Source organism: Cyanobium sp. T1B-Tous (genome assembly GCF_024345475.1).
In the GTDB taxonomy this organism is placed as follows: Bacteria; Cyanobacteriota; Cyanobacteriia; order PCC-6307; family Cyanobiaceae; genus Cyanobium_A.
The window spans coordinates 41,444-58,450 of record NZ_JAGQBE010000003.1 but is presented as its reverse complement, the minus strand read 5'-3'; the positions used below and the strand labels follow the sequence as shown (position 1 = coordinate 58,450).

Annotated in this window: 16 protein-coding genes; 15 read left to right on the top strand and 1 reads right to left on the bottom strand. The window is 64.6% G+C overall.

Annotation, left to right across the window (positions count from 1 at the left end; genetic code table 11):
• Positions 1 to 12 precede the first annotated feature (12 nt).
• The 8 genes from KBY71_RS01385 (at position 13) to ccsB (ending at position 9,082) form a co-directional block, all read left to right on the top strand.
• The gene (locus tag KBY71_RS01385; RefSeq protein ID WP_254927212.1) at positions 13 to 747 is read left to right on the top strand and encodes a M15 family metallopeptidase; all 735 of its coding nucleotides are present in this window, start codon (positions 13 to 15) and stop codon (positions 745 to 747) included.
• Positions 747 to 3,314 carry a U32 family peptidase gene (locus KBY71_RS01380; protein WP_254927211.1) on the top strand — a complete coding sequence of 856 codons (2,568 nt, stop codon included), beginning with the start codon at positions 747 to 749 and terminating at the stop codon, positions 3,312 to 3,314. The genes KBY71_RS01385 and KBY71_RS01380 overlap by 1 nt, the downstream gene beginning before the upstream one ends.
• 152 nt (positions 3,315 to 3,466) lie before the next feature.
• The gene (typA, locus tag KBY71_RS01375; protein ID WP_254927210.1) at positions 3,467 to 5,275 is read left to right on the top strand and encodes a translational GTPase TypA; all 1,809 of its coding nucleotides are present in this window, start codon (positions 3,467 to 3,469) and stop codon (positions 5,273 to 5,275) included.
• 3 nt (positions 5,276 to 5,278) lie between these two features.
• Positions 5,279 to 5,743, top strand: coding sequence for a DUF309 domain-containing protein (locus KBY71_RS01370; protein WP_254927209.1), 465 nt, complete (start codon positions 5,279 to 5,281; stop codon positions 5,741 to 5,743).
• Positions 5,744 to 5,835: 92 nt separating this feature from the next.
• Complete coding sequence (locus KBY71_RS01365; RefSeq protein ID WP_396095049.1) at positions 5,836 to 6,192, top strand: LptA/OstA family protein; 357 nt, start codon at positions 5,836 to 5,838, stop codon at positions 6,190 to 6,192.
• Positions 6,189 to 6,917: an LPS export ABC transporter ATP-binding protein gene (gene lptB / locus KBY71_RS01360; protein ID WP_254927208.1), complete on the top strand. Its 729-nt coding sequence runs from the start codon at positions 6,189 to 6,191 to the stop codon at positions 6,915 to 6,917. The genes KBY71_RS01365 and lptB overlap by 4 nt, the downstream gene beginning before the upstream one ends.
• A gap of 2 nt (positions 6,918 to 6,919) precedes the next feature.
• Positions 6,920 to 8,092, top strand: a complete 1,173-nt coding sequence (locus KBY71_RS01355; protein WP_254927241.1) for an LptF/LptG family permease — start codon at positions 6,920 to 6,922, stop codon at positions 8,090 to 8,092.
• A gap of 39 nt (positions 8,093 to 8,131) precedes the next feature.
• Positions 8,132 to 9,082: a c-type cytochrome biogenesis protein CcsB gene (gene ccsB / locus KBY71_RS01350; RefSeq protein WP_254927207.1), complete on the top strand. Its 951-nt coding sequence runs from the start codon at positions 8,132 to 8,134 to the stop codon at positions 9,080 to 9,082.
• 72 nt (positions 9,083 to 9,154) lie between these two features.
• Here ccsB and rpe read toward each other — a convergent pair whose 3' ends face one another.
• The gene (gene rpe / locus KBY71_RS01345) at positions 9,155 to 9,838 is read right to left on the bottom strand and encodes a ribulose-phosphate 3-epimerase (protein WP_254927206.1); all 684 of its coding nucleotides are present in this window, start codon (positions 9,836 to 9,838) and stop codon (positions 9,155 to 9,157) included.
• Positions 9,839 to 10,005: 167 nt separating this feature from the next.
• Between rpe and glpX the strand changes: the two genes are divergently transcribed.
• From glpX to KBY71_RS01310, 7 genes are all read left to right on the top strand, one after another.
• Entirely contained in the window at positions 10,006 to 11,010 is a 1,005-nt protein-coding gene (gene glpX, locus KBY71_RS01340; protein WP_254927205.1) for a class II fructose-bisphosphatase, read from the top strand.
• A 34-nt stretch (positions 11,011 to 11,044) separates the two neighbouring features.
• Positions 11,045 to 12,355: a glutamyl-tRNA reductase gene (locus KBY71_RS01335; RefSeq protein WP_254927204.1), complete on the top strand. Its 1,311-nt coding sequence runs from the start codon at positions 11,045 to 11,047 to the stop codon at positions 12,353 to 12,355.
• Positions 12,356 to 12,473: 118 nt separating this feature from the next.
• Positions 12,474 to 13,769, top strand: a complete 1,296-nt coding sequence (locus KBY71_RS01330) for a glucose-1-phosphate adenylyltransferase (protein ID WP_254927203.1) — start codon at positions 12,474 to 12,476, stop codon at positions 13,767 to 13,769.
• 117 nt (positions 13,770 to 13,886) lie between these two features.
• On the top strand, positions 13,887 to 15,305 hold the full coding sequence (gene gndA / locus KBY71_RS01325) for an NADP-dependent phosphogluconate dehydrogenase (protein WP_254927202.1): 1,419 nt from the start codon (positions 13,887 to 13,889) through the stop codon (positions 15,303 to 15,305).
• A 24-nt stretch (positions 15,306 to 15,329) separates the two neighbouring features.
• Positions 15,330 to 16,079 carry a 6-phosphogluconolactonase gene (gene pgl, locus KBY71_RS01320; RefSeq protein WP_254927201.1) on the top strand — a complete coding sequence of 250 codons (750 nt, stop codon included), beginning with the start codon at positions 15,330 to 15,332 and terminating at the stop codon, positions 16,077 to 16,079.
• Positions 16,076 to 16,618 carry a CIA30 family protein gene (locus KBY71_RS01315; RefSeq protein WP_254927200.1) on the top strand — a complete coding sequence of 181 codons (543 nt, stop codon included), beginning with the start codon at positions 16,076 to 16,078 and terminating at the stop codon, positions 16,616 to 16,618. The genes pgl and KBY71_RS01315 overlap by 4 nt, the downstream gene beginning before the upstream one ends.
• Positions 16,605 to 16,991, top strand: coding sequence for a hypothetical protein (locus KBY71_RS01310; RefSeq protein WP_254927199.1), 387 nt, complete (start codon positions 16,605 to 16,607; stop codon positions 16,989 to 16,991). The genes KBY71_RS01315 and KBY71_RS01310 overlap by 14 nt, the downstream gene beginning before the upstream one ends.
• Positions 16,992 to 17,007: the final 16 nt, after the last annotated feature.

The window sequence follows — 17,007 nt, the reverse complement described above, 5'->3', positions numbered from 1 at the left end:
CAGGGGACCCGCGTGACCCGTCGCCCTCCCCGCCGTTCCGGCCTGGACGACATCCCAGTGGCCCGGCGCACCAGCCCGGCCCTGACCCCCGCCAACCGCTGGTTGCTGCGGTTGACCGTGGGTACGGGCAGTCTCCTGGTGGCCCTCACGCTGCTGTTGGTGTGGCGCCCCCAGCCCCTGCAGCGGCTCTTGGCCCCTCCTCCCGTGAAGGGCCTCAACGCCCGCACGACGCTGGACGGCCGGCTGCTGGGCCACTTCCCCTATCCAGAGGTGGCGGCAAGCCAGCGGGTGGCTGTGGCCCCCGGATTGGAATTGCATCGCGAGGCCGCAGAAGCCCTGCTCGCCATGCAGCGCGATGCCGCCAGCGCTGGGGTGGATCTGGCGTTGCTGAGTGCCTTTCGCTCCATTCCGGTGCAGAACGACCTGTTCTTCGGGGTGAAGTCGGAGCGGAACCAAAATGCCCGGGAGCGGGCAATGGTGAGCGCCCCGCCGGGTTTCTCCGAACACAGCACCGGTTACGCCGTCGATCTCGGCGATGGTCGGGCGCCCGCCGCCAATCTCTCTCCCGCCTTCGACCAGACGGCGGCTTTCGCCTGGCTCCAGGACCATGCCGCCCGCTATCACTTCGTGCTGTCCTTTCCGCGGGGCAATGCCCAGGGCGTCAGCTACGAACCGTGGCACTGGCGCTTTGAGGGAACCGCTGCGGCGCTCAAGGTGTTTGAACCGGCCCAGCGCCTGAGCCGCTGATGGGCGTTCCTGAGCTGCTCGCACCGGCTGGCACCTGGGAAGCCCTGCGGGCTGCCGTGGCCAACGGGGCTGACGCCGTCTATTTCGGTGTCGAAGCCTTCAACGCCCGCATGCGGGCCGCGAACTTCCGCCGGTCCGAGTTGCCGGAGCTGATGGGTTGGCTCCATCAACGCGGCGTGAAGGGCTTCCTCACCGTGAATGTGTTGGTGTTCACCGATGAACTGAGCGAAGCCGCAGGCCTCATCCAGGCCGCGTCCGAAGCCGGGGTGGATGCCCTGATCGTGCAGGACATCGGCTTGGCACGGCTCGCCAGGGACCTGGCCCCCCAGCTGGCCATCCACGGCTCCACCCAGATGTCGATCACCAGCGCCGCCGGAGTAGCCCAGGCCGCCGCCCTGGGCTGTGAGCGGGTCGTGCTGGCCAGGGAGCTGGCCTTGACCGATCTCGAGCGGCTTCAGAAGCAATTACTGCAACGTCAACTGGCCATGCCCCTGGAGGTGTTTGTGCATGGGGCCCTGTGCGTGGCCTACTCGGGGCAGTGCCTCACCAGCGAAGCGCTGGGCCAACGCAGTGCGAACCGGGGCGAATGTGCCCAGGCGTGCCGTCTGCCCTACCAGTTGATCGTGGATGGGGTGGAGCGGGATCTGCAGGAGCAGCGCTATCTGCTCTCACCCCAGGATCTGTCCGCCTGGGAACTCCTGCCCCAGCTTGCCGATCTGGACATCGCCAGCCTCAAGATCGAAGGCCGTCTTAAGGACGCCACCTACGTGGCCGCGGTGACCGATGCCTATCGGCAGAGCCTGGATCGCCTCACGGCAGGAGACCAACCAGGCCCCCAGAGTGCCGAGCAACGCCGGTCCCTGGAACTGAGTTTTTCGCGCGGCCTGTCCACCGGATGGCTGACCGGCATCGACCACCGCACCTTGGTGCATGGGCGCTGGAGCAAGAAGCGGGGCCCCCTGATCGGGGCGCTAGAGCACCTCGATCCCCAGGGCTGGTGGACGCTGCGGAGCTCCGCTGCGCTCAAGCCTGGCGATGGCGTGGTGTTCGAGGTGGCCGGCGGCAACCCTCTGGAGGCTCCGGCCGAGGTGGGCGGGCGCGTGATGGCGGTGCAGACCCGGCCTGGGAACCGGCTGGCGATCCGTCTGGGTCCTGGACGGATCGATGGTCGCGGCCTGAGCCAGGGCAGTCCCTGCTGGCTCACCAGCGATCCCAGCCTGGAGCGCGACTGGCAACGGCTGGCTACGGCTCCCACCCCCGAGGCTTGCGTGGGGCTGCGGCTGGCGGTGTTCGGGCGGGAGGGCGAGCCCTTAACCCTCACCGTGCTGGAGGCCGTGGGGCGATCGGACCAGCCCCGGCTGGCCAGCGCTGCTCTCAGGGTGTGCTCGGCCTCCCCTCTCCAGCGCGCGACGGGCCAACCCCTCGACCACGATCGCTTGGTGGCCCAGCTCGGCCGGCTCGGTGGAACGCCCTGGCGCCTCGATGGGCTGGAGCTCGACCTGGAGGGGCTCCTGTTCCTGCCCGTGACGGAACTCAACCGCATGCGCCGTGACCTGGTGGAGCTGCTGGCCCAGCTCGGACCAGAGGCGGGTGCTGCCCACCCACGAACGCTGCCCCCGGCACCGGAGCAGCCCGATCTGCCGGCCCTGATGCAACGGCTGGCCGCAGTGACAGGCGCTGAGCCCCCTGGCCCTGACGGTGACCCCGTCACGCCCCCCGACCTGATCGTGTTGGTGCGCAACCTGGACCAGCTCCGGGCCCTGCGAGATCAGCCGGTTGCCGCCGTGATCGCCGACCTGGAGCAGCCCAGCGACCTGCGCGAAGCCGTGGCGATCGGACGGGGCTGCTGGCCCCGGGGGATCTGGTTGGCCGGGTCCCGCATCACCCGACCGGACGAGCGCTGGACCCTGGAACCGCTGCTGAAGGCCAGTCCCGACGCCTATCTGGTGCGCAACGCTGACCAACTGGAGGTTCTCAGCCCCCTGGCTCCCTGCCACGGCGACTTCTCCCTGAATGTGGCCAACCCGCTCACGGCCGCTTGGTTTTTGCAGCACTGGCAGCTGCAGTCCATCACGGCCAGTTACGACCTGGATCTGCAGCAGATGCTGTCCCTGGTGCGGGGCTGCCCCGCCGGCCGGGTGGCCGTCACGGTGCACCAGCACATGCCCCTGTTTCACATGGAGCACTGTCTGTTCTGTGCGTTCCTCTCCGACGGCCACGACCACACCGACTGCGGCCGACCCTGCGACCACCACAACGTTGTGCTGCGCGATCGCAGCGGCAGTGACCATCCCCTGTTGGCTGATCTTGGCTGCCGCAACACCCTGTTCAACGGCCGCGCCCAGACCGCGGCTGAGGCCCTGCCCCAACTGCTCCGGGCTGGCGTCCGCCAGGTGAGGCTGGAGTTGCTGCTGGAGACGGCTGACGAAGCCCGGCACCGGGTGCAGCAGTATGCGGCGACCCTGCGGGGCGAGATCAGCGGCCGCGAGCTGTGGCAGCGGGAGCAGCTGGACAGCCGTCTCGGTGTGACCCGCGGCAGTCTCAGAGCTGGCAGGGGCGTGGGATAGAGTTGACTCCTGGCTGCAAGTTAAAAGTCGCTTCTCGTTCAAGATTCTCGGTCAAGTTCAAGATTCTCGTTCAGGAAAGCTTCTCTCCAAACTTCAAGTCAACTACAAACGATCACTAAATCAGGCCTATTTAAACGTAGGTCATCCCAAGTATGAGTAGTGCACACCCAGGCACGCCGATTCGCAATATTGCGATCATTGCCCACGTTGACCATGGCAAAACCACCCTGGTGGATGCCCTGCTCAGCCAGTCGGGCATTTTCCGTGAGGGAGAGGCGGTTCCAACCTGTGTGATGGACTCCAACGATCTCGAGCGCGAGCGCGGGATCACCATCCTGTCGAAAAACACTGCCGTTGATTACGACGGCATCCGGATCAACATCGTCGACACCCCCGGCCACGCGGACTTCGGTGGCGAGGTGGAGCGGGTGCTGGGCATGGTGGATGGCTGCCTGCTCATCGTGGATGCCAATGAGGGCCCGATGCCCCAGACCCGCTTCGTGCTGAAGAAAGCCCTCGAGAAGGGATTGAGGCCGATCGTGTTCGTCAACAAGATCGACCGGGCGCGGGTGGATCCCGAAGTGGCTGTGGACAAGGTGCTCGACCTGTTCCTGGAGCTTGGCGCCGATGATGACCAATGCGATTTCCCCTACCTCTTTGGTAGCGGCATGGGTGGCTACGCCAAGCCGGACATGAAGACCGAGAGCGACAACATGAAGCCGCTCTTCGAAGCCATCCTGCGTCACGTGCCGCCGCCGGTCGGCGACCCTGAGAAGCCCCTGCAATTGCAGGTCACCACCCTCGACTACTCAGACTTCCTCGGCCGGATCATGATCGGCCGCATTCATAACGGCACCATCAAGGCGGGCCAGCCCGCGGCCCTGATCCGTGACGACGGCAGCATCAAGCGCAGCCGCATCAGCAAACTGCTTGGCTTCCAGGGCCTGCAGCGGGTTGAAATCGAAGAGGCCCGCGCCGGCGACCTCGTGGCTGTGGCCGGTTTTGATGAGGTCAACATCGGCGAGACGATCGCCTGCCCCGATCACCCCGAAGCTCTCCCCCTGATCCGGGTGGACGAACCCACCCTGCAGATGACCTTCGTCATCAACGACTCGCCGTTCGCCGGCAAGGAGGGCAAGTTCGTCACCAGCCGCCAGGTGCGTGACCGCCTGCAGAAAGAACTGCTCACCAACGTGGCGCTGCGGGTCGAAGACACCGATTCCCCCGACCGCTGGGCCGTCAGCGGCCGGGGTGAGCTGCACCTCGGCATCCTGATTGAGACCATGCGCCGCGAGGGCTATGAGTTTCAGGTGTCCCAGCCCCAGGTGATCTTCCGCACCATCGATGGCACGCCATCGGAGCCCTACGAAACCCTGGTGCTCGATGTGCCCGAGGAATCGGTGGGCGCCTGCATCGAAAAACTCGGCATCCGCAAGGCCGAGATGCAGAACATGGAGAACACCAACGACGGCCGGACCCAGCTGGAGTTCGTGGTGCCATCCCGGGGCCTGATCGGTTTCCGTGGGGAGTTCATCCGCGCCACCCGGGGGGAAGGGATCATGAGCCACTCCTTCCTCGACTACCGCCCGATGCAGGGTGATATGGACAATCGCCGCAACGGCGTGCTGATTGCCTTTGAGGAGGGCACAGCCACCTTCTATGCGCTCAAGGGCGCAGAAGATCGGGGTCAGTTCTTCATCACCCCTGGCACCAAGGTCTACAAGGGCATGATCGTGGGCGAGCACAACCGTCCGCCGGATCTGGAGCTGAACGTCTGCAAGGCCAAGCAGGTGACCAACATCCGCTCCGCCGGCGCTGAAGTGCTCGACACCCTGCAGGCACCGATTCAGATGACCCTGGAACGGGCGCTGGAATACATCGGTCCCGACGAGATGCTGGAAGTCACGCCCGAATCGATCCGTCTGCGCAAGCTGCCGTCCAAAAAGGCGGCCAAGCGTTAACGGGTGACCCTGCTCCAGTCACAGCCCCACCCCCTGGACCCTGAGGAACAGGGGTTGCTGGCCGATCCGCGGTTGGCTGAAGCCATTGCCCTCTTCAATGCGGGGGATTGGTATGGCTGCCACGATGGTTTTGAGGCCCTTTGGCACGAGACCGCTGGCGCCATGCGGCCTGTGTTGCAGGGCATCCTGCAGATCGCGGTCGCCGAGCTGCACCACGAACGGGGCAATCGGCGCGGGGCCACCATCTTGATGGGCGAGGGGTTGGGCCGGTTGGGGCGTGCCGAGGACATCGCCCTCGGGCTCGACCTGGACTCACTCCGTCAGACGACCACCGTGCGCCTGCGTGCCCTGCAAGAGCATGGATCACTAGACGGCTGTCAGAGCCCGAGACTGGTTGCAACGCCGGCGCAACAGCCGTCTGTAGATTGCTCGAAGAGCGGTGCAGGCCCGAGCCCTTGGTCGATCTGATGCTGGGTTTCTGGTCCAGGCGGCTGGCTGCCCCTCTTGCCATTGCTGCCTCCTTCAGTGCCGCCGTGGCAACGGCCCAACCGGTCGCCCCCATGTCCCCGGCTGCCAGCCCGATGGTGGTGACCCCCACCAACGGCTTGGTGACGATTGAGTCCGACCTGCAGAAAGCCGACAACAGCACCGGTGTGGTCACCGCAACCGGAAATGTCCGCATCGTCTATCCCGACCAGCGGGTGGTCGCCACCTCGCGCCAGGCCCAGTATTTCAGCCGCGAAGGCCGGGTTGTGCTCAGTGGCGATGTGGATGTTCTCCAGGAGGGCGGACACAGCATCCGCGCCGAACGGCTCGTGTATCTCGTGGAACGCGAGCGCATCGTGGCTGAACCAGCCCAAGGAGAACAGGTTGTCACGCATTACCGGCTCAACGCGCCCATGGTTCTGAAGCCATGAGCTTGGAGTTGGTTGATGTCGTGCTGGCGATTGGCGGCCGGCTCCTGGTGAACCATGTCTCCCTGCAGCTCGAGCCCGGAGAAGTGGTGGGTCTGCTGGGCCCGAACGGAGCCGGCAAAACCACAACCTTCGGCCTGGTGACAGGCCTGATGCGTCCTGACTCGGGGCAGGTGTTGATGGACGGCCAAGGGATCGAGCAGCTGCCCATGCCCCAGAGGGCACGGCTGGGCATCGGCTATCTGCCGCAAGAGCCGAGTGTGTTTCGGCAGTTGAGCGTGCGCGACAACCTCAGCCTGGCCCTTCAGGAAAGTGCCACACCACTGGATCAACGTCGGGAACGGCTGGAGGGCTTGATCACGGATTTCCACCTCACGGCCTTTCAGCACCGCAAGGGATACCAGCTCTCCGGCGGCGAACGTCGTCGCTGTGAAGTCGCCAGGGCCCTCGCCGTCGGCCTGGAGGGGCCCCGCTACCTGCTGCTCGATGAACCCTTCGCGGGGGTGGACCCGATCGCGGTGGCCGATTTGCAGGAGCTGATCGACCAACTCAGAAGCCGGGGCATGGGGCTGCTCATCACCGACCACAACGTGCGCGAAACCCTGGCCATCACCGATCGGGCCTACATCCTCTCGGAGGGCTCGATTCTGGCCGCCGGCAGCTCCGAAGAGGTGGGATCCGATCCCCTGGTCCGCCGGCACTACCTCGGTGAGGCCTTCCGGCTATGACCATGCTGCACCGCTGCCGCCAATCCGTGCTGCGGCCCTGGAGGCAACTCCCCCTCATGGATCGCTGGCTACTGGGGGAGCTGATTGGTCCGCTGATTTTCGGGATCGCCGCCTTCACGGCCGTTTCACTCTCGGTTGGAGCGGTGTTTGAGCTGGTCCGGCGGGTGGCCGAGTCGGGCCTTCCTCTGGATGTGGCGGTTCGGGTGCTGGTGCTGGAAATGCCGTCGTTTCTGGTGTTGTCGTTCCCGATGGCCACCTTGATGGCCACCCTGCTCACCTATTCCAAGCTTTCTGGCAACAGTGAACTCACGGCCCTGCGCAGCGTGGGGGTGGCCACCTGGCGCATGGTGATGCCCGCCGTGGCCGTGGCCCTGGTGATGACCCTGCTCACCTTCACCTTCAACGAGGCGATCGTGCCGCGCACCCTGCTGGAGGCCAAAAACACCCTCAACCGGGCCATCGGACGGGCCGTGGCGGGTGAGCAGAAGGACAATGTGATGTTCTCGAAGTATGGGGAGATCTCGGCGCCTGATGGCAGCACGGAGCGCGGACTGACCCATTTTTTCTATGCCCAGCGCTTCAACAAGGGCGTGATGGAACGGGTCACCCTGCTCGACCTCTCGCGCAGTGATCAACGGGTGTTGCTCAGTGCCGATCGGGCCCGCTGGAGTGAGCCCGATGCCCAGTGGGAATTCTTGGATGGCCACGTCTTCGGGGTCACGGAGGGCACCGATAGCGCTACCACCTCAGCGGATTTCGACCGCTACCTCTACCCCCTAGGCAGCCAGCCGCTGCAGGTGGCGAAATTGCCGAAGGATTCCAACTCGATGACGATTGGTCAGGCGCGTACGGCCGAACGGTTGCTGCGGGAAGCCAGTGATCTTCAGGGGGCGAGGAAATTGCGGGTGCGGATTCAGGAAAAATTCGCCTTCCCCGCGGTCTGCCTGGTGTTCGGTCTGATCGGTAGCAGCCTCGGCGTTAGACCCCATTCCCGACGCAGTCGCAGCCAGGGATTTGGACTCAGTGTGCTGCTGATCTTCGGCTACTACCTAGTGGCGTTCGTGTTCAGCTCCCTTGGCGTGAAAGGGGTGCTCAGCCCCTATTTTTCCGCTTGGTTACCCGTGGTGATCGGACTTGGTGGCGGCCTGTTTCTGTTACGACAGGCCAGCCGCTGAAGGCGCCGGCGATTCGCCAGACTGCCCCAACCTCATGCCATGCCTGTGCCTGCCCTGTTGACTGATCCGGTGCTCGGCCTTGGCCTGGCGGCGTTTGCCCTGCTGTTGTTGGTGCTGCCGCTGGCCTTTTGGTCCCTCAGTGGGGGGCGCACCAGCGCGGCGGTGCGGCTGCTGGTGGCCGTCGCCAATCTCTGCCTGACGGCCCAACTGGTGTTGCGCTGGTGGGATTCGGGCCACTTCCCGATCAGCAATCTCTACGAGTCCCTCTGCTTCCTGGCCTGGGCCTGCACCCTCACCCAGCTCCTGGTTGAGCGCAGCTGGCCCTCCCCGCTCGTTCCAGCCGCCGCCACCCCGATGGCCCTGGGCTGTGTGGCCTTTGCGAGCTTCGCCCTCCCCGACCGTCTCCAGGAAGCCTCTCCCCTGGTTCCAGCTCTGCGTTCGAGCTGGTTGGTCATGCATGTGAGCGTGATCATGGTGAGCTATGCGGCCCTTCTGGTGGGCTCGTTGCTGTCGCTGGCCGTGCTGTTCACGGACCGCCGCAACGCCCTGGAGCTGCGCAGCAGCTCGATCGGCAGTGGGGGCTACCGCCAGGCCCGCTTGGCCGTCGTGGGAGAGGGGCCTGATGGCACGGGCGCCCCGGCCATGCAGCTCAGCAGTGTGGCCATCCCGGTGGTGGAACAACTCGACTCGCTCAGCTACCGCACGATCACCGTGGGGTTTCTGCTGCTGTCCGTGGGATTGGTGAGTGGAGCCGTATGGGCCAATGAGGCCTGGGGAAGCTGGTGGAGCTGGGATCCCAAGGAAACCTGGGCCCTGATCTGCTGGCTCGTCTATGCGGCCTACCTGCACACCCGTTTGATTCGCGGCTGGCAGGGCCGCAAACCTGCCCTGGTGGCAGCTGCGGGCCTGGTGGTGATCGTTGTTTGCTATATCGGCGTCAATCTGTTGGGTATTGGCCTGCACAGCTACGGCTGGTTTTTCGAGAGCTGAACTGCCATTGAAAAGCCCCCCTCGAGGGAGGGGGGCTCAGCGGCGATCCAAACCGAACGGCCCTTGGGGGGATCAGGCCGCCACGGCGACGGGTCGCTTGCTGTTGCGAATCCCGGTAATGGCGGCGGCGTAATCGGGTTGGTTGAAGATGCCCGATCCACTCACAATCGCGTTGGCACCTGCCTCGAGCACCTTCCAGGCGTTGTCGGCCTTGATGCCTCCATCCACCTCGATCCAGGGATCGAGACCACGCTCATCGCACATGCGGCGCAGGTCGCGGATCTTCTGAACCTGGTTGTCAATGAAGCTCTGGCCCCCGAAACCAGGGTTGACGCTCATGATCAAAACCAGATCACAGAGCTCGAGGCAGTACTCGAGGGTGTCCAGCGGGGTGCTGGGGTTCAACACGGCTCCGGCCATTTTGCCGAGATCCTTGATCTGGGCCAGGTTGCGATGCAGGTGCGGGCAGGCCTCGACCTGCACCGAAATGATGTCTGCGCCCGCCTTGGCAAAGTCAGCCACATACTTCTCGGGCTCCACGATCATCAGGTGGACGTCGAGCGTTTTGGTGGTGACAGGGCGGAGCGCCTGAACGATCAGGGGTCCGATCGTGATGTTGGGAACGAAGCGCCCGTCCATCACATCGACGTGAATCCAGTCGGCACCAGCCTGGTCGACGGCACGCACGTCCTCGCCCAGGCGGGAGAAGTCGGCGGAAAGGATCGACGGGGAGATGACCAGGGACTTGGTGCTCATGCTGGGCTCGTCGCAGGGTTCGTGATTGTAAGGAGGCGCCTGGGACGAAGTCACTGATACAGTTGCGGCCGCTTCAAGCCCGAAAGGCCTAGCAGCAGCAGGACTCAGACCCCGTGTCCCGCCGGGCCAACGCCGTTCCCTGAAGCCCATTCCCCTGCCGGATCACCGTGGATCGCACCCTCATCCAGGAAATTCTTGAGGTCGTTGAGCAAGCCGCCATCGCCTCTGCCGAGCTCACAGGCCTGGGCAAGAAAGACGAGGCAGACGCCGCTGCCGTGGAGGCCATGCGCAAGCGCATGGGCCAGATCCAGATGCAGGGCCGCATCGTGATCGGTGAAGGTGAGCGCGACGAGGCGCCCATGCTGTACATCGGCGAAGAGGTCGGCAGTGGCACCGGTCCCGGTGTGGATTTCGCTGTGGATCCCTGTGAGGGCACCAATCTCTGTGCCAACAGCCAGCGTGGCTCCATGGCCGTCCTCGCCGCCTCCGATCGCGGCGGACTGTTCAACGCCCCCGACTTCTACATGAAGAAGCTGGCTGCTCCCCCGGCGGCCAAAGGCAAGGTGGACATCCGCAAGTCGGCCACGGAAAACATCCAGATCCTCAGCCAGTGCCTCGGCCTGGCCGCCAGCGAACTGACCATCGTGGTGATGGACCGGGCTCGCCACAAGGACCTGATCGCCGAGATCCGTGCCACGGGCGCCCGGGTGCAACCCATCTCTGACGGCGACGTGCAGGCTGCCATTGCCTGTGGCTTCGCCGGTACCGGCACCCATTGCCTGATGGGCATCGGTGCCGCCCCCGAAGGTGTCATCTCCGCCGCTGCCATGCGCGCCCTGGGTGGCCACTTCCAGGGTCAACTGGTGTACGACCCCGCTGTCGCCCAAACCTCCGAGTGGGCCGACTACACCAAGGAAGGCAACATCGCCCGCCTCAACGAGATGGGCATCACCGATGTCGACAAGATCTACGAAGCCGAAGAACTGGCCTCCGGTGAGAACGTGGTGTTTGCCGGTAGCGGCATCACCGATGGTCTGCTCTTCCACGGCGTCAAGTTCGAGAAGGACTGCACCCGCACCAGTTCCCTGGTGATCAGCACCCTCGACAACACCGCCCGCTTCACCAACACCATCCACATCAAGGATGGGGCGAAGAGCATCGCGCTGAGCTGACCACCTCGCAGCACGCGCCCACGAGCCAGCCTCCATGCACATTGCCGTCGTCGGCCTCAGTCATCGCACGGCTCCAGTGGAGATCCGGGAACGCCTCAGCATCCCGGAGCAAACCATGGAGGCTTCGCTTCAACAGCTCCGCTCCGATGACCAGGTGCTGGAGGCGTCCATCCTCAGCACCTGCAACCGGCTGGAGATCTACACCCTGCTCCGCAATCCGGAGCAGGGAATTTCTGCCGTTGGTTCCTTTCTGAGCCAGCACTCCGGACTGGCGGTCGAGGAGCTCACCCCCCATCTGTTCACCTTCCACCACGAAGACGCCATCAGCCACCTGCTGAGGGTGGCTGCCGGCCTCGATTCGTTGGTGTTGGGGGAGGGTCAGATCCTCTCCCAGGTCAAGAAAATGGTGCGCCTGGGCCAGGAGCATCGCTCCGTCGGCCCGATCCTGAACCGTCTGTTGACCCAGGCGGTGAGCACGGGCAAGCGGGTCCGCACCGAAACCAATCTCGGCACCGGTGCGGTGTCGATCAGCTCCGCGGCCGTGGAGCTCGCCCAGCTCAAAGTGGGCCAGGCCCGTGGCGTGGATGAGCTGGTCCCCCTGGACCAAGAGCAGGTGGCAGTGGTGGGTGCCGGCCGCATGGCGCGCCTGCTGCTCCAGCACTTGCAGGCCAAAGGCTGCCGGGGTGTGGTGCTGCTCAACCGCACGGTGAGCAAGGCCGAGCTGCTGGCCGCCGACTTTCCCGCCCTGCCCGTCCAGTGTCGCCCCCTCGACGACCTGGACCACTGTCTGAGCACGTGCTCGCTGGTGTTCACCAGCACCGCCGCTGACAGCCCGATCATTACGGCCGAGCGCCTCGGTGCCCTCAACCGGCGCTCCAGTCTCATGCTGATGGACATCGGTGTGCCCAGAAACATTGCCGGCGACACGGCCGCTCTGGCGGGTATCCAGTCCTTCGATGTCGATGACCTGCAGGAAGTCGTCAATCGCAACCAGGAAGCCCGGCGCGAAATGGCTGCCGAAGCCGAGGGTCTGCTCGAGGAGGAGTCCAGGTTGTTCCTGGAGTGGTGGGATGGACTGGAGGCCGTACCGGTCGTCAACCGTCTGCGCCGCCAGTTGGAGGACATCCGAGAACAGGAGCTGCAGAAGGCCCTCAGCCGCATGGGGCCTGATCTTTCAGCGCGCGAGCGCAAGGTGGTGGAAGCCCTGAGCAAGGGGATCATCAACAAGATTCTCCACACGCCGGTCACCAACCTGCGGGCTCCCCAGCCGCGCCAGCAACGCCAAAGCGCCATGCGGGTGCTGCAGGACCTCTTCGAGCTCCAAGACCAGGCCGGTGAGGGCTGATGACCCGCTCCAGGCCGGCTGGCTCTGCAACAGTTCGTGCCGCCGCTGAACAAAAGGGTCGCGCTGGTGCGGGCCGCTCCAGTACGGTCAGCCCCGAGAACCGCCGGCAGCAGGGTTTATGAAACGCGTACTGGCGATCATTTTGGGAGGCGGTGCTGGTACGCGCCTCTATCCGCTCACCAAGATGCGCGCCAAGCCAGCCGTACCGCTGGCCGGCAAGTACCGCTTGATTGATATTCCGGTCAGCAATTGCATCAACTCAGAGATCAATAAGATCTACGTGTTGACCCAATTCAACAGTGCATCGCTCAACCGTCACCTGACGATGAGCTACAACCTCTCCGCAGGCTTTGGCCAAGGCTTTGTGGAGGTGTTGGCCGCGCAACAGACCCCGGAAAGCCCCAGCTGGTTTGAAGGGACAGCCGATGCGGTGCGGAAATATCAATGGCTCTTCCAGGAATGGGACGTGGATCACTACCTGATCCTCTCCGGAGACCAGCTGTACCGCATGGATTACAGCCGTTTTGTGCAGCACCACATTGATACCGGAGCCCAACTGACGGTTGGAGCCCTACCCGTTGACCCCGCCCAAGCGGAAGGATTCGGGTTGATGCGCACCAGTGCGGATGGACGCATTCAGGAATTCCGAGAGAAGCCCAAGGGCGATTCCTTGGCCGCGATGCGCGTGGACACCCAGGCACTGGGACTCTCGGCCGAGGAAGCGGCCAAGCGGCCCTACTTGGCATCCATGGGCATTTATGTGTTCAGCCGTGAGACGCTGTTCGATCTGCTCAATTCCAACCCCACCTCCACCGATTTCGGCAAGGAGATCATTCCCTCCTCGCTGGCCCGTGGCGATCGGCTCCAAAGCTTTCTCTTCGACGACTACTGGGAAGACATCGGAACCATCGGCGCCTTCTATGAGGCCAATCTGGCCCTCACCGATCAACCCAATCCGGCCTTCTCCTTCTACGACGAAAAGTTTCCGATCTACACCCGTCCCCGCTACCTGCCACCGAGCAAGTTGCAGGACTCCCAAGTCACAGCGTCGATCATCGGCGAGGGTTCCCTGCTCAAGGCCTGCAGCATCCACCATTGCGTGCTCGGGGTGCGGACCAGGGTTGAGGATGAGGTTGTCCTCCAGGACACCCTGGTGATGGGCGCCGACTACTACGAATCGTCTGAAGAGCGTCTGGTGCTGCGGGAGCGCGGTGGCATTCCCCTCGGTGTTGGCAAAGGAACCACGGTCAAGCGGGCGATCCTCGACAAGAACGTGCGAATCGGCAACAACGTCACCATTGTCAACAAGGATCACGTTGAAGAGGCGGATCGGCCTGAATTGAATTTCTACATTCGCAACGGCATTGTGGTGGTGGTGAAAAACGGCTCGATTGCCGACGGCACCGTGATCTGAGCCAGCGTTGGCCCTTAAGCCAGGAGTTGCTGACACCGTTGTCACGAAGTTGTGACGGATGCTGGGGACGCCTCTCCAGCCTCGCCACACTGAGCCCAATTGGTTTCAGACTTCTCCATGGGCAAGGCACATTTCGGCCTGATCGGTCTCGGTGTGATGGGAGAAAACCTGGTGCTCAATGCGGAGCGCAACGGTTACTCCTCGGTGGTGTACAACCGCACCTTCGCCAAAACCGAGGAGTTCCTTGCCGGTCGCGGGGCGGGTAAAGACATCGTGGGCGCCGCCACCCTCCAGGAGTTTGTGGCGGCACTCGAGCGGCCTCGGCGCATCCTGATGATGGTGAAGGCGGGCCAACCGGTGGACGACACCATCGCCGCCATCTCTCCCTACCTCGAAGAGGGGGACCTGCTCATCGACGGTGGCAACTCGCTCTACACCGACACGGAACGCCGCGTCGCCGAGTTGGAGAGCAAGAGCTTCGGCTACATCGGCATGGGCGTGTCCGGTGGCGCCAAGGGCGCCCTGGAGGGGCCCAGCATGATGCCGGGTGGCACCAAGGCGGCGTACGACGCCATTGAACCGCTGGTGCGCAAGATGGCGGCCCAGGTGGATGACGGCCCTTGCGTCACCTACATCGGGCCTGGGGGCGCTGGCCACTTCGTCAAGACCGTGCACAACGGCATCGAGTACGGCATTGAGCAGATCCTCGCGGAGGCCTACGACCTGATGAAGCGGGTGGGCGGCCTGAACGGCGACCAGATGGCCGACGTGCTCGCTGGCTGGAATGACACCGAAGAACTGGCCTCCTTCCTGGTGGAGATCACTGAGGTGTGCCTGCGCACCAAAGATCCGGAAACGGGGGGCGATCTGGTGGAGGCGATTGTGGATGCCGCGGGACAGAAGGGCACAGGTCTGTGGACCGTGGTGAGCGCCCTGGAGATGGGGGTGCCCGTGCCGACGATCTACGCCGCCCTGAACGCCAGGGTGCTGAGCTCGCTGAGGCCGGAGCGCCTCAAAGCCGGCGCCCTGCTTCCGGCTCCGGCCCCCCACACCTTCTCGCTGGGAACCCCAGAAGATGGGATGGGCCCTGTGCGCGATGCCTGCATTGCCGCCTGCATCGTGAGCTACGGCCAGGGCATGGCCCTGCTGCAGGAGGCTTCCAAGCTCCACAACTACAACCTCAACTTCTCTTCGATTGGCCAGATCTGGAAGGGGGGTTGCATCATTCGGGCCCGCTTGCTGCAGCGCATTCAGAACGCCTATGGGGCCAATCCCTCCCTGCCCAATCTGATGCTGGACCCCTGGTTTGCTGACCAGATCAACCGTCGCCTGCCGGGCCTGCGCCAGGTGGTGGCCGGGGCGGCGCTGGCGGGCATTCCCGTGCCATGCCTCAGCAGCACCCTCGACTACATCGATAGTTACCGCAGCGGCCGCCTGCCCCAGAACCTTGTGCAGGCCATGCGCGACTGCTTCGGATCCCACACCTACGAGCGGGTCGACAAAGCAGGCAGCTTCCACACGGAATGGCTTGACTGAGGCCTCTGCCCGGAGCCCGCGGCCATGCCTTCCCCCACCTCCTCCTCCAACCCAGCCACGACCCGGTATCACCTGGTTGTGGCCGACTCCGCCGAGGAGCTCGCCACCCGAACCGCCCAAGCCATCGGCACGGCCCTCGACCTCGTGCTGGCAGAGCGGGACCGGGCCCAGATCGCCCTAGCCGGAGGGGAAACGCCCAAGGCGGCCTACCGGTTGCTCGGCCAGCAGCATCTCCCCTGGGATCGGGTGGATGTGCTGCTGGGGGATGAGCGCTGGGTGCCCGCCGAGGACCCCTCCAGCAATGCCCGCATGCTGCGCGAAACCCTGCTGGCCGAGGGACCAGGCCGCCGCGCCTGTCTTCATGCCGTACCCACCCACCTGGCCACTCCCGAACAGGGGGCCGAAGCCTATGGGGAGATGCTGCAGCAGCTCTGTCGCACCACCCCACCGGTGCTCGACCTGGTGCTGCTGGGGCTGGGCGATGACGGCCACACGGCATCGTTGTTTCCAGGCACCCCGGCCACCTCGGTGATCGACCGGGCCGTCACCCTCGGGGAAGGCAAGGGACTCCCCCGTGTGACCTTCACCGCCCCAACGCTCTCGGCGGCCCGGCAGGTGTTGTTTCTCGTGAGTGGTGCAGGCAAGGTGCAGGCGCTGCAACGCCTGCTGGATCCCCAGGAATCCCCCGAGCGCACCCCAGCCAAGCTGGTTCGGCCCAACACCGAAGTGTGGATCCTGGCTGACCGCGCCGCGGCCGCAGGGGTGGCCCCATGATTCCGATCGCTTCCGGGGACGGCTTCAGTGGCTGGCACGCCCTCAACGACACCGTGATGGGAGGGCGCAGCCAGGGCAGCTGCCAGGTCGGTCCCCAGGGCCTGGTGTTTGATGGCCTGCTGATCGAAGAGGGAGGCGGCTTCATCAGTTGCCGCTCCCCCCTGTTTTCGCCTCCCCTGGATCTTTCCGGATGCGAGGGCCTGGAGCTCGACCTCGTGGGCGAGGGACGTCGCTTCAAATTGGCGCTGGCCTGCGCCGATGGCTTGGCAGGGCTGACCAACCTGATCCCTGGTGGTTTGCGCTGGGTGATCGAATTCGGAACGGACATGGAGGGCACCACCTTGGTGCGCATTCCCTTCAACGCACTGCGGGCGTCCGTTCGGGCAAAACCGGTGGGCCTACCGCTGCGATTCGATCCCGCCCGCATCACCCGCCTGCAGGTCCTGCACTCCCGATTCGCCGATGATGGAGGCCTGAATGCGGGCTTCCGATCGGGTCCGATCCATCTCGAACTGCTCTCAATTCGTGGCTACCCCTGAGCTGGTCAACACCAACCTGCAGCAGTTGGTGGCTGCTGCTGCCGACCTCTGCCGCAAGCCTCTGCGTCACGCGGTGCTCCCGATCGATGGCACCCAGCAGCTGGACGACTGCTGCCTGCGTCTGGAGGCCCGCCAGCCGGATGGGTCACGCTGGCCTCAGGAAGATCTTGAACTTGAGATCTATCGCAGCGGCGGTGAGCTCAACCTCAATCTGGCCTGGTGTGACGACCCGGAGCGTCCCCTGCTCTGGCATGGGAGCCATCCGGTGTGGATGGATGGCACATCCGGAGAACGCTGTGAGCGCCCAGCCGATGGGGCGTCCTTAGAAGCGCTGGCCCGCCGGCTGCGGGCCCTGCTGCTCCCGATGGACTGAGCACTGCCCACACCTG